Origin of the sequence: Pseudoalteromonas sp. SD03, from assembly GCF_040937955.1 — a bacterium.
Classification (GTDB): Bacteria; Pseudomonadota; Gammaproteobacteria; order Enterobacterales; family Alteromonadaceae; genus Pseudoalteromonas; species Pseudoalteromonas tetraodonis.
In genome coordinates this window covers 472,082-485,633 of record NZ_CP162515.1, presented here as the reverse complement: position 1 = coordinate 485,633, position 13,552 = coordinate 472,082, and the positions used below count along the sequence as shown (strand labels likewise).

Below are 13,552 nucleotides of genomic sequence, written 5' to 3'. Positions count from 1 at the left end.
TCAATTGACTAAATTAAAGCCATTACGATTTATTGCGGTTTTCTTTACTAAACGCGCGAATCTTACGTTTTTGCGACAAGGTTACTTTATTAGTACGCCCTGCAAATGGGTTATCGCCTTCTCTAAATTCAATTTTGATTGGCGTACCCATAATTTTTAGTGCTTTACGGTAGTAGTTCATTAGGTAGCGTTTGTAGCTATCAGGTAAATCATGAACTTGGTTACCATGAATGACGATACGCGGCGGATTATAACCCCCAGCATGCGCATATTTAAGCTTAACACGACGACCGCGAACAAGTGGCGGCTGGTGATCCGCTTGTGCCATGTCCATAATACGACGCAGCATAGCGGTGCTTATACGTTTAGTTGCCGACTCATACGCTTCGTCAACTGATTCAAATAAATGACCAACACCCGTACCATGTAGCGCAGAGATAAAGTGCAAGCGGGCAAAATCAATAAAGCCCAAACGACGATCAAGCTCAGTTTTAATACGATCTTTAACGTAGTTATCTAGGCCATCCCACTTGTTCACGGCAATCACCAATGAGCGCCCTGAGTTAAGGGCAAAGCCTAATAAGCTTAAATCTTGATCTGAAATACCATCGCGGGCATCAACCACTAATAGCACCACGTTACAATCTTCGATTGCTTGTAGTGTTTTAATGACTGAGAACTTCTCAACCACGTCACTTACTTTTTTGCGTTTACGCACACCGGCTGTATCGATAAGAATATATTCTTTATCATTACGGGTCATCGGAATATAGATAGAGTCGCGCGTTGTACCTGGCATATCGTATACAATAACGCGATCTTCACCCAGTATACGGTTAGTCAGGGTTGACTTACCAACGTTAGGACGACCAATAATAGCCAGCTTTACCGGCTTGTCGGCAAACGCTTGGTGATCTGTGTCATCTTCTTCACCTTCTTGATATAAGTCGATAAGTTCTTCATCGTCATCGGCTACATCTTCATCAAGTGCGGCAAGTTCAGCAATAACTGGCTGAAGTGTTTGCTCAAGCAGTAAAGTAATACCACGACCATGAGCGGCAGCGATATGATGAACTTCACCGAGTGAAAGTTGATAAAACTCAGCACAGTTCGAGTCAGCATCAATGCCGTCTGTTTTATTGGCTACCACAAAGCACTTTTTCTCTTGCTTACGTAAGTGGTTAGCAATAGCTTGGTCAGCCACTGTCATACCTACGCGAGCATCAACTAAAAATAAAACAATATCCGCTTCTTCAATGGCTAGTAATGACTGATCAGCCATTTCGGTTTCGATACCTTCTTCTGAGCCATCAATACCGCCCGTATCTACCACGATAAATTCAAAGCCATCGTAATTTGCTTGGCCATATTTTCTATCACGCGTTAAGCCAGGAAAGTCGGCAACGAGTGCATCACGAGTACGTGTTAAACGGTTAAATAATGTGGATTTGCCCACATTGGGTCGCCCTACAAGAGCGATCACGGGAAGCATAAACTACCTCTTTAAAAAACAACAAAAGGCTTCGCAGTGCGAAGCCTTACAAAAAATAATTAACTATTAGTGCCTTACACTAATAGTAGACAGTTAGTTCGGTATTTTTACCGCGCTAACTTCACCATCACGGGTGTATAAAATCAACTTATCGTCAGCAACAACAGGCTCAACAAAAAAACCTGAGCTGTCAAAGTCTTCACGAGATACTAGCTCGCCAGTGTCTTTATTTAACCAATGCAAATTGCCTTCTTGGTCACCTAACGCTAAATAATTACCGGCAACCGCTGGGCCTGTTAAGTACCAGCCACGAAGAGCGGGTTGGCTCCAACGCTCAATGCCTGAATCTTTATCAAGTGCATAAACAACGCCGTTACTATCAACAACGTAAATTGTTTGCAAATCCATGGCAATTTCACGGTAGCTGCTGTATTCACGTTTCCATACAACATTACCAGAACGAATATCAACTGCTGATAAGTTCCCATTGTATGCAATCGCATAAGCAAACGGGCCACTAATAAGTGGTTGTGTATCAACATCAACTAAACGCTCAAACTCTGATGCGCCTTTTGCTACTGCAATTTCTGCGCTCCACGCTGAGTAGCCGCTCTCAGAAATTAAAACACTGAGCTTACCTGTTTCAAGGCCAACCAACACACCACCATTAGCGACGGTTGGTGAACTTTGACCGCGTAAGGTAAGTGCTGGCACTTCTTGCTCAAAGCTCCAGCGCTCTTCACCCGTATCAGGATGCAGGGCCAGTAACTTACCTGATGCTAAATTAACAAACACTAAACCATCGCCTGCAGCAGGTTTAGACAGTGATTCGCCGGGCACTTTTTTACGCCATACCTCTTTACCTGTCTCACGATCAAGGGCAATGACATAGCCATGTTCTGAACCTAAATAGATTTTACCATAAGCTTGTAATATTCCGCCTGATAATTTTGCACTATCGTTATCGCTCCAAGGCCAAAACGATAAATCATGACGAACATCGGTTTCCCAAAGCGTATCACCATTGGCAAGTGATAACGCTTCTACTTGGCCTTCGCGACTCGCTACATAGACAGTATCTTTATAAACAGCTGGTGATAGGCGTGAGAAGTAATGCTCTACACCGCTACCTATTGATTCTTGCCAAAAAACTTCTGTTTCAAACTGATTGGCTATTTCAGGAAGTACCAGTTCTTCTTCATCATCACTTGATGAACAGCCCATAAGTGTTGCCATACAAAGGGCGAGCGTTGCTGTTGTTATTTTTCTCATGCCTAAAACCTTATGCCGCTGGGCTAGTTACTGCTAGGTCATCTAACTTAATTTGTAATAGAGGATTGCTGGTTAATCCACCGGCATCAACCGCAGCTTGGTAGGCTACGCGTGCTTGTTCTTTATTGCCTTGCTGAGTGTAAATATCGCCTTTTAACTCAGCAACATTTGCATTAAATGCCTCTGGCAATGGTGAATTTAATGTAGTTAATGCATCATCGTATTGTTGTTGAGCAATTTGCACACGCGCTAAACGCGTAGTGGCAATGGCTTTTAGCTGCGCGTTATCGACATTTGATACAATCCAGCTTAGCTTTTCATTCGCTACATCTAATTTTTGTGCATCTACCGCTTCTTTTGCAGCAATAAATGCCGCTAAAGTTGCGTACTGAGTGTCTTTATTTTCACTGATGAAGGCATCAGCAGAGGCTAATACGTCATCACTTTCAACAAGCTTAGTGTAAGCATCAGATGCTTGCTCTGCTGTTGTTATTTGGTTCTGGTTGTAGGCCTTCCAACCGTACAAACCACCTAAGCCAACAATTACACCTAAAGCAAGTGATAGGCCGTTTTCACGAAAAAAGCGTTTAATCGCTTCTGCTTGTTGTTCTTCAGTTGAATAAATTTCCATGCTTACCTCTATTAAAGCGCTTTACTCGCTGCGCTTTATGTAATTTTAACTATTAATTAGTTCTGCAAGTAGCGCTTTAGCTTGTTCTAGTTCTAATGTGACTTGTTCTTTACGCTCACGTAAATACTTTATGGTCACAACGCCTTGCTCTAATTCATCTTCACCGATAATAACCGCGACTAATGCATCGCTTTTATCAGCACGTTTTAATTGTTTTTTAAAGTTACCACCGCCAGCATGCACCATAACGCGTAATCCAGGTACGTCTCGACGTAACGTAGATGCAATAATAGGCGCTTGAATGCTGGCTTTGTCGCCCATGGCTGCTAAATATACATCAGTACTACGGCGTATGTCACCTACACATTCAAGTGCTTGAAGTAGTAAAACTAGGCGCTCTAATCCCATCGCAAAACCAACTGCTGGGGTTGATTTACCGCCTAATTGCTCAACTAAACCATCATAACGACCACCGGCACATACTGTACCCTGTGCACCTAAGCTATCGGTTACCCATTCAAATACAGTACGGTTGTAATAATCTAAGCCACGAACTAGCTTTTCATTAACCGTGTATTTGACGCCTGCGGCATCTAATCGTTCACATAAATTTTCAAAATGTTCTTTTGATTCAGTATCTAAATGTTCAGATAATTTTGGCGCATCCACTAATATTGCCTGTATATCTGGGTTTTTAGTATCCAAAACGCGCAGCGGGTTAGAGTACATACGACGCTTAGAGTCTTCATCTAGTACATCGGTATGTTGTTCTAAGAAGGCAATTAAGGCATCACGGTACTGCGCGCGAGCTTCGTTTGAACCTAATGAATTAAGTTCTAAACGCACATGGTCAGTAATGCCAAATGCTTCCCAAAGTTGCGCCGTGAGTAATATAACTTCAGCGTCTATATCGGCGCTGGCAATACCAAAGGTTTCTAAACCAAATTGGTGAAATTGACGGTAACGACCTTTTTGTGGGCGTTCATGGCGAAACATAGGGCCCATGTACCAAAGGCGTTGTTCTTGATTGTATAACAGGCCATTTTCGTTACCTGCACGTACACACACCGCGGTACCCTCAGGGCGCAGAGTTAAATTATCACCGTTACGATCGGCAAAGGTGTACATTTCTTTTTCTACAATATCGGTTACTTCACCAATAGAGCGTTTAAATAGGTCGGTTGATTCTACAATTGGAAAACGAATTTCTTGATAACCAAACGATGATACGGTCTCGCGTAAAATGTGTTCTACTTTCTGCCAAACTTGCGTATCGCCTGGCAGGCAATCGTTCATACCGCGAACTGCCTGAATTTGTTTTGCCACTGATAAATCCTAAATCTGTTTATGTGCAGCTCTGGGCTGCAACCACGTAAAACTAAAAAATCGACCCTGCATTATAACCCTAACTATAAGTTAATTGCGAGCGCAGCGGGGCGTACGTGTTTTATACTACGTTTGAATGCCACGGCTAAAAAAGGTCAATTAAATACATAGTGCTGTAACAACGTATCACTCTACGATTTTTATATCGATTGGTGTTTGTTGCTGCTTTTGCTCGATAAAATCGCGCACATAGCCTTCGAGCTGATCAACAATATTATTGTTATCAATACGGGCTTTTTGGCGTTCGCCATTTATGTATAAGCCTGAGCGACGGTTTGCACCGGCAAGGCCAATATCACTGACTAGCGCTTCGCCTGGGCCGTTAACAACACAGCCAATTACAGACACTGAAACCGGTTCAATAATGTCTTCTAAACGTTCTTCAAGTTGGTTCATGGTGCTCACCACATCAAACTCTTGGCGTGAACAGCTTGGGCAAGCAATAAAGTTAATCCCGCGCGAGCGAATACGCAGTGATTTTAATATATCAAAGCCAACTTTTATTTCTTGTACTGGGTCTGCAGCGAGAGATACGCGCAGCGTATCACCAATGCCTTCCGCTAATAACATCCCTAAACCAACGGCCGATTTAACAGAGCCAGAGCGCATGCCGCCAGCTTCAGTTATTCCTAAATGCAGTGGCTGGTCGATTTCTTTAGCGAGCAAGCGATATGCGCCTACCGCTAAAAATACGTCTGATGCTTTTACTGAAATTTTAAATTGATCAAAGTCTAAACGGCGTAATATATCTACGTGGCGCATAGCCGATTCTAATAGGGCTTCTGGAGTAGGTTCGCCGTATTTCTCTTGTAAATCGCGCTCAAGTGAGCCGCCATTTACCCCTATTCGAATAGGAATGTTATGCTCACGCGCTGAATCAACTACCGCTCTAATGCGCTCTTCACTGCCAATGTTACCTGGGTTGATACGCAAACAATCAACACCGTATTTTGCTACTTTTAATGCAATGCGATAGTCAAAGTGAATATCGGCGACAAGGGGTATCGACACTTGCTCTTTAATACTTTTAAATGCCTCAGCGGCGTCCATGGTAGGTACTGACACGCGAACAATATCTGCACCGGCATCTTGAATAGCTTGAATTTGGGCTACAGTGGCATCAACGTCCATCGTATCTGTGTTGGTCATCGACTGCACGGCAATAGGTGCACCATCACCAATAGGAACATTACCCACATTTATGCGTGTGGATTTTCTGCGTTTTATAGGAGATTCTGAAAACATAGCGACTACTCTGCTAAGGGTAATTTAAATTTAGCTAAACGGTTTTTAGGAAAGGCCGAAATATCAACTGGCTCACCATTTAGGGTAATACGAACAACATCATGCTTGCCTAATACCACTGAAAAAGGCGCTACTCCGGTTAGGGTCATTTCGTAGCCTGCTTTTTTTACACCAAAAGCAATTTTTTCATCATTGGCATCGTGAATTTCTACCCAGCTCTCATCGTTAAACATCATAAAAATGGTGCTTAAATCACTGTTTTTTGGCTCACTGGTGCTCTGTGCGTTATTAACTGGCGCAGCTTGAATTGTTTGTTGTTCATTTTGTAATGCAGAATCTACTTCTTCTGTAGATTCAATGTCATTTAATAGTGCCTCGTCGGCGGCTTCAGCTAACAGCTTGGTGTTTTCTTGTTGTTGAGTTATGAGCGAGTTATTAGCATTAATAGTTTTAGTTTGTTCATCAATAGGCATTGCATTTTGCCACCACCACACTGCAGAAGAACCAATAACGATAGCTAAAATTAAGTAACTTACGGTCATAAGTCGGCTGTCATGGGCTTCTTTTTCTGTGCGCCTTGAAAAGCTTTGCATATCGACCGGTTTATCTGATGTGCTAAAGGCCGGCAGCATCGCTAAAATAGCTGCGCTATCAATGTTTAGTGTGCGGCAGTAGTTTTTTATATAGCCTTTAACGAACGTTTTTGCACCGAGTAAATGATACTCGTCGCTTTCAATATGCTCAACTTGTGATTCTGTTAGCTTTAATAGCGAGGCGATTTCAGCAATGCTGATATTTGCATTTTCTCTATGCGATTTTAGTATTTGTCCTACAGAGGGTTCGTCGCTCTGCGGTTGTGTATTATCTTCATTCATAATATGTATGAGTCTGGATCCACGAGTAAAAGTTAATGTTTTGGCTTAATAACCAGAGTAAGACTTTGTTTTTATTTTTTAGTGTTCGTTTATTCTTGCTACTAGAATGCACGCTTTTAAAGGGTATCATCAGCTGCGGTTTTATAAAAACGTTAGTATCGCCCTTTTAAAATTTTTGCTGTTTTTATTTTTAAAGCCCTTTAATGCACCTAACATATAGCAGTTTAGCATTGAATCACACTGAAATGCTAAATTGGTTTACAGTAAAACGAGCGATATCAACCGATACACTCGTTTTTACTCTTATTTATACTAATTTAAAAAGGTATTTGTGTCTCTGTTGTATTTTATGCAGCTTACTTTACTGAATCATCAGAGTTTACAGCAGATGTTGGGCTTTTTTTACGAATAATTTTTATTTTTGGCTCCACAATAATTTGATTGTTATTACTGCTTTCTTGCAATTCATCAAGTTGTGCTTGACGGTACTTTTCTCGCAGCACTTCAAACTCTGTTTGCCTTAATTGGTTGTCACGAATGGCGTTAGCTTGAACACTATTTGGGTACGTTTGCAAAATGGTAGCTGCAATTTTTTCAGCATCTTCTATTCTACCCATGCGTTGTTTAACCAAGTAGCTGAGTAACAATGCTCGCGAAGAAACCTGTGCAGTATCGTCATAACGTTGTATTAAAGTACTGGCTTTATATAAGTCACTTTTGGCGTAATACAAAGCCGCTAAGCTTATTAATGTAGAGGCGCGTTGCGAGCTGTGGTTTAGCGCTTGTTGAAAGTAGCTTTCTGCATTGGTAAAGTCATTAAATTCAATGGCGCATAAGGCTAAATTTTCATAGCTTTGTGCTACACGAATATAGCTAGGAATTTCAATCGCTTTTAAAAATTGATCGGTCGCGCGATCATACTCATCAATACTACATAAAAACGTACCGTAGTTATTTAGGGTGTTCGGATCGTCAGGCTTAATCGCCAACGCTTTTTGATAGGCTTTGTCGGCTAATGCATTTTCGCCAACTTGTTGGTAGTAATAGGCTAAAGAATAATGAACTTCGGGAAGATTTGGTGCATATTCGCTCGCACGCTCAAGGTTGTATTTTGCTTGGGAATTATTACCGGTGTTTAAATATTGTAATGCCAAAGCAATGCGGGTACGTGCTGCGCCTGCGTTGTTTATTTTATTTTCGACGACGGGTTTGTCACTGCCGTTGTAACTATTTTCAGTCACACAACCGCTTAAAAGTAGTGTTGATAGTGCTAAAGCAAGTAAAGATCGCATTACCTTGTCTCTTTATTTATTTCCATAGCCTCTATCTTACCTCAAAGCCTTTGTGTTGCATCATTTATTTAAAAATAAACAATTTATCACAAAGGCACAAAGGCACAGAGTTACTTAGTTAGGCTTGGTGAATATTTACTGCAATTGCATTGTCATCACGCATTTTCTTTTTAGCCATACGTTTTGTTCTATCAACCACATCGCCAGCTAACTGACCACAGGCAGCGTCAATGTCGTCCCCTCGTGTACGACGAACAATACAGGTAATCCCCGCAGCTTGTAATACCTTTGAAAAACGGTCAATTCGGCTGTTGCTTGAACGCGTATACTCATTACCTGGGAACGGGTTAAACGGAATAAGGTTTACCTTAGATGGCGTACCTTTTAGCGTTTTAACCAGTTCATGTGCTTGGTCGGTACTGTCGTTTACGCCATTAAGCATAACGTATTCAATGGTGACATCTTTATTGGCTTTTGAGCCATCAATATAACGACGACAGGCCGCTAAAAATTCTTCAATTGGGTACTTTTTATTGATCGGTACTAAAATATCACGCAGTGCGTTATCAGGAGCGTGAAGTGAAATAGCCAGTGCTACGTCTATTTTTTCTTTTAATAAATCAAGGGCAGGTACTACACCCGAGGTACTTAATGTAACGCGGCGCTTAGATAAACCAAAGCCCCAGTCGTCCATCATCAGCTCCATCGCCGGGACTACGTTTTTAACATTCAGTAGCGGCTCGCCCATTCCCATCATAACGACGTTAGTGACAGGGCGTTTTTCACTGTTTCCATCAAGGCCAATGTCTTTGGCTACACGCCATACTTGGCCAATAATTTCAGACACTTTTAAATTACGGTTAAAGCCTTGTTGTGCCGTTGAGCAAAAAGTACATTCCAGTGCACAGCCCACTTGAGACGATACACATAATGTGGCGCGATCTTTTTCTGGGATCCAAACAGCTTCAACTTCTTGGCCGCCCTCAAGTACGAGTGCATATTTAATTGTACCGTCGCTGGCTTGCTGGCGAACTGAAATTTCAGGTGCAACGATTTCACACTCATTTTTAAGCTTTTCTTTTAGCTTTTTGTTTACGTTGCTCATTTCGTCGAAATTATCTACGCCAAAATGATAAATCCATTTCATCACCTGATCGCCACGAAATGGCTTTTCACCGAATGATACAAATAACTCTCGCATTGCATCTCGGTTTAAATCTAATAAGTTAATCTTTTTTTGCTCGGTCATGTAACAACCTCAATCGGTGGCGGTGATGGTAAAAATTTACAAGGGCGAATTGTACACAATTCATCCACTATAATCATTAAGTAAAACATCATAAATAAACGGTTAATACTTTACGTAATAACTAAAAAAGGGCTCGAAAGCCCTTTTCATACTTTGCATCACAGGGTTAGCTGTGAACTCGAATTAACGAGTACGTGGGCAAAGTTCTTCGTCAGCGAAGAAGTACGCGATTTCGCGAGCAGCAGATTCAACAGCGTCAGAACCGTGAACCGCATTTTCGTCGATGCTATCAGCGTAGTCTGCACGTAAAGTACCCGCTAGTGCTTCAGCTGGGTTAGTAGCACCCATGATTTCACGGTTTTTAAGAACAGCGTTTTCGCCTTCAAGAACGGTAACCATTACTGGGCCAGAAGTCATGAAAGATACTAAAGCACCAAAGAAAGGACGCTCGCTGTGCTCAGCGTAGAAACCTTCAGCTTTCTCTTGTGAAAGGTGAACCATTTTAGCTGCAACGATTTTAAGACCTGCAGTTTCGAAACGGTTGTAGATTGCGCCGATGTGGTTTTTAGCAACTGCATCAGGTTTTACGATTGAAAAAGTACGCTCTAAAGCCATCTTTGTGCTCCAATAATTTAAATAAAAGGTTGAATATTAACGGGCGCGAATTATACGCGTTTTAGTCAAAAAAACCTAATTTATTCTACCTTGCTTGCTTTTTTTAATTTGCTAACCCCGATTTATGAACTAAAAACAATGTTTTTACGTTTACTATGTGTTTATAAACATGAGCTATACTTTTGTTTAAGTGGTGAGACTTTTTATTCATAGTACACTTTTTATAGACTCAATATGCATGCCGATACATTTAAACACTAAGGTAACAATATGTTTTTTAACCAATCTTTAAAAAATCAAATCGCTGATTTACAAAGTAAGCTTTCTGTAAGGGAGCAGGTTAAGCAAAGCTTAGACAGTGAAATGCTGGTGTTAGAGCTTGATAAGCAAGGTGCTATTTTAAGACAAAATAAAAATTTTGAGCGAGAGTTTAACTACTCAAATAACAAAATAATTAATAAAAATATTTTAGACTTCATTCCTGAAAATGCTAGAAATAACGCGGATTTTCATGCCTTTCAAAAAGCGCTAAGTAAAGTAGAACATTTTGCCGGCGCTATCCAAGTATCCCACCCAAACGGACAACGAGATTGGTTACGCTGCATTTTACATCCTATAAAAAACGAGCAAGGTCAGTTAGAGTATTTAACCCTGCATTGCACTGTGCTTACACAAATAATTGAGAGTTCAAGAGAGAACGAAGATTTAATCAAAGCATTGCATCGTTCAACAGCGGTTATTGAGTTTGATACTCAGGGTATAGTTCTACGTGTTAATGACAACTTTTTAAAAAGTATGAGTTATTCAAGACAAGACGTGGTGGGCAAGCATCATGGTATGTTTTGTGACGAACAAGAAGCGAGTAGTAAAGAGTATCAGGCCTTCTGGCAACGTTTGCGTAATGGCGAGTTTATTGCGAGCAGATTTAAACGTATTGATAAACACGGCCATGTAGTTTGGTTAGAGGCTTCATATAATCCGATTTTTAATGAAGCAAATGAGCTCTATAAAGTAGTTAAATTTGCCACAGTGATCACTGACCAAGTAGAAAGAGAACTGGCTACAGAGCAAGCGGCGAGTATTGCGCATGGCACTTCTATCGAAACTGATAATAACGCGGATAAAGGTGCTGAAGTGGTACAAAAAACAGTTCAGGTTATGAACGAATTGTCGGTACAAATGGAGCAAGCTGCTCAAGAAATTTCAGCATTAGATAAACAGTCGCAACTGATAGCGAGCATAGTGCAGAGCATTAGCAGTATTGCTGATCAAACTAATTTATTGGCACTTAACGCGGCTATTGAGGCCGCGCGTGCAGGCGAGCAAGGCCGTGGATTTGCGGTGGTGGCTGATGAAGTGCGTTTACTTGCCTCCAGAACCAGTAAAGCTACCGAAGAAATCGTGGATGTTGTACAGCAAAACCAAAATTTAACTCAATCAACCGTTGCAGTAATTGAGCAAGGTAAAAATAAAGCGCAACAAGGTCTAGCGCTCTCCAAAGAATCTGGTGATGTAATGAGTGATATTAAAAAAGGCGCGCAACAAGTTGTTGATGCCGTTAGTCAATTCTCGAACCAATTAAGCAGTAAAAAATAACTTAAATTTACAGCTCTTCATTTATTAGCGCAGAAGAGAAATTTTGATGATCTTGATCAAGGTTTCTCTTTTGCCATCTCATTATACTTGCGCGCTTTATTTCCCTTAATTATTCATGCAACCGGCTTGAACCCGGTTCGATGTATGGAGCGCACATGTCAGCTGTTTCTTCTTCAACCTTATTTGTACCTGAATTACTTTGCCCCGCAGGCAGCTTAAAAAACATGCGTTATGCCTTTGCCTATGGTGCCGACGCGGTTTATGCCGGCCAACCGCGTTACAGTTTAAGAGTGCGCAATAACGAATTTGATTTAGATACATTACAAATAGGGATTAACGAAGCACATGCGCTGAATAAAAAGTTTTATGTAGTGTCGAATATTGCCCCGCATAACGCAAAAGTTAAGTCGTATTTACGTGATATAGAGCCGGTGATTGCTATGAAACCGGATGCATTGATCATGTCAGATCCTGGGTTAATTATGCTAGTACGTGAAAAATGGCCTGATATGCCAATTCATTTGTCGGTTCAAGCCAATGCAGTGAACTACGCAAGCGTACAGTTTTGGGCAAAACAAGGTATTGAGCGGGTAATTTTGTCTCGCGAGCTATCGCTTGAAGAAATCAGCGAAATTCGTGCTCTGTGCCCAGAAACAGAACTAGAAGTATTTGTGCATGGCGCACTGTGTATGGCTTATTCAGGGCGTTGTTTACTCTCAGGCTATATTAATAAACGCGATCCCAACCAAGGCACCTGCACCAATGCATGTCGTTGGGAGTATGATGTTAAACCTGGTACAGAAAACGAAACCGGTGAAATGGTACATAAAATTGACCCTAAAACGGTTATACCTACGTTAGGTGAAGGCGCACCAAGTAACGATGTATTTATGCTAGAAGAGCAAGGTCGCCCGGGTGAATATATGCCTGCATTTGAAGACGAGCACGGCACTTATATCATGAACTCAAAAGACTTACGCGCCGTGCAATACGTAGAGCAGCTAACAAAAATGGGGGTGCATAGCCTAAAAATAGAAGGGCGTACTAAGTCATTTTATTATGTTGCCCGTACCGCACAGGTATACCGTAAAGCGATTGACGATGCGGTTGCAGGTAAACCATTCGATGCTGATTTATTTAAAACTCTTGAGAACCTTGCACACCGCGGTTATACCGAAGGTTTTTTAAAACGCCACGCCCATCAAGATTATCAAAATTACGAATACGGTCACTCTGTATCTACCAAGCAGCAATTTGTAGGCGAAGTACTAGGGCGTAATGCCAATGGTTTGGTTGAAATAGATGTAAAAAATAAATTTTGCGTTGGCCATTCATTAGAATTAATGACGCCAAAAGGTAATATTAGCTTTGTGCTTGAATGTATGGAAAACAAAAAAGGCGAAAGCATTACTGATGCTAAAGGCTCAGGCCATATCGTAAAAATTCCACTGCCTGACAACATTGATTTAGAGCACGCGATACTTATGCGCAACTTGGATGAAAACCAAGACACCCGCAATCCTTTCAAACAAGCTGTTTCATAATAGAGAGTTTAATCATGGCTTTACTTATAAACAGCAAATGCATTAACTGTGACAGTTATAAGGTTTTCAATTAAAGTCTTTAAAAACAGGTTGTTACTTTGTCGTGCTATGGTTTGTGCTACGATTTTACGTAACTCGTCAGCACTTACTTAGTATCTTAAAAACGGCTCAAAAAAGCAAATTGCACTAACTAAAAAATTTGAAAACACATAACCATATTAGAACAGTATAAAAAGCTAAACACACTTAGCATGAATAGCTTCTAATAGAATAGAGCTTGGAGGATCTACACGCTCTAGATTTATGTTGATTCAGGACAATACGAATCGTAATGCCTGAATCAGTTACTCACAGT

Annotated in this window: 10 protein-coding genes and 1 pseudogene; 2 read left to right on the top strand and 9 right to left on the bottom strand. The window is 41.1% G+C overall.

Annotated elements, in window-relative coordinates; genetic code table 11:
- Positions 1 to 22 precede the first annotated feature (22 nt).
- From der to ndk, 9 genes and pseudogenes are all read right to left on the bottom strand, one after another.
- The gene (gene der / locus ABZP26_RS18580) at positions 23 to 1,492 is read right to left on the bottom strand and encodes a ribosome biogenesis GTPase Der (protein WP_010389444.1); all 1,470 of its coding nucleotides are present in this window, start codon (positions 1,490 to 1,492) and stop codon (positions 23 to 25) included.
- Between the two features lie 93 nt (positions 1,493 to 1,585).
- A complete protein-coding gene (gene bamB / locus ABZP26_RS18575) occupies positions 1,586 to 2,764 on the bottom strand; it encodes an outer membrane protein assembly factor BamB (protein ID WP_368485650.1) in 1,179 nt (392 codons plus the stop codon).
- Between the two features lie 10 nt (positions 2,765 to 2,774).
- On the bottom strand, positions 2,775 to 3,395 hold the full coding sequence (locus ABZP26_RS18570) for a tetratricopeptide repeat protein (protein ID WP_058155746.1): 621 nt from the start codon (positions 3,393 to 3,395) through the stop codon (positions 2,775 to 2,777).
- 45 nt (positions 3,396 to 3,440) lie between these two features.
- Complete coding sequence (gene hisS / locus ABZP26_RS18565; RefSeq protein ID WP_368485649.1) at positions 3,441 to 4,721, bottom strand: histidine--tRNA ligase; 1,281 nt, start codon at positions 4,719 to 4,721, stop codon at positions 3,441 to 3,443.
- A 186-nt stretch (positions 4,722 to 4,907) separates the two neighbouring features.
- Positions 4,908 to 6,026, bottom strand: coding sequence for a flavodoxin-dependent (E)-4-hydroxy-3-methylbut-2-enyl-diphosphate synthase (gene ispG, locus ABZP26_RS18560; protein WP_013462930.1), 1,119 nt, complete (start codon positions 6,024 to 6,026; stop codon positions 4,908 to 4,910).
- Between the two features lie 5 nt (positions 6,027 to 6,031).
- A complete protein-coding gene (locus ABZP26_RS18555; protein ID WP_036955299.1) occupies positions 6,032 to 6,901 on the bottom strand; it encodes a RodZ domain-containing protein in 870 nt (289 codons plus the stop codon).
- A 392-nt stretch (positions 6,902 to 7,293) separates the two neighbouring features.
- Positions 7,294 to 8,193, bottom strand: a pseudogene (pilW, locus tag ABZP26_RS18550) (type IV pilus biogenesis/stability protein PilW); the annotation flags it as partial.
- Between the two features lie 118 nt (positions 8,194 to 8,311).
- Complete coding sequence (locus tag ABZP26_RS18545; protein WP_010389431.1) at positions 8,312 to 9,442, bottom strand: bifunctional tRNA (adenosine(37)-C2)-methyltransferase TrmG/ribosomal RNA large subunit methyltransferase RlmN; 1,131 nt, start codon at positions 9,440 to 9,442, stop codon at positions 8,312 to 8,314.
- A gap of 183 nt (positions 9,443 to 9,625) precedes the next feature.
- Positions 9,626 to 10,057: a nucleoside-diphosphate kinase gene (gene ndk, locus ABZP26_RS18540; RefSeq protein WP_008111339.1), complete on the bottom strand. Its 432-nt coding sequence runs from the start codon at positions 10,055 to 10,057 to the stop codon at positions 9,626 to 9,628.
- A 270-nt stretch (positions 10,058 to 10,327) separates the two neighbouring features.
- On the opposite strand from ndk, the gene ABZP26_RS18535 reads away from it, so the two are divergent.
- On the top strand, positions 10,328 to 11,653 hold the full coding sequence (locus ABZP26_RS18535) for a methyl-accepting chemotaxis protein (RefSeq protein WP_368485648.1): 1,326 nt from the start codon (positions 10,328 to 10,330) through the stop codon (positions 11,651 to 11,653).
- Between the two features lie 155 nt (positions 11,654 to 11,808).
- Positions 11,809 to 13,197 (top strand): tRNA 5-hydroxyuridine modification protein YegQ, encoded by a 1,389-nt coding sequence (gene yegQ, locus ABZP26_RS18530; RefSeq protein WP_024602632.1) that lies wholly within the window; start codon positions 11,809 to 11,811, stop codon positions 13,195 to 13,197.
- The last annotated feature ends 355 nt before the right edge of the window (positions 13,198 to 13,552 follow it).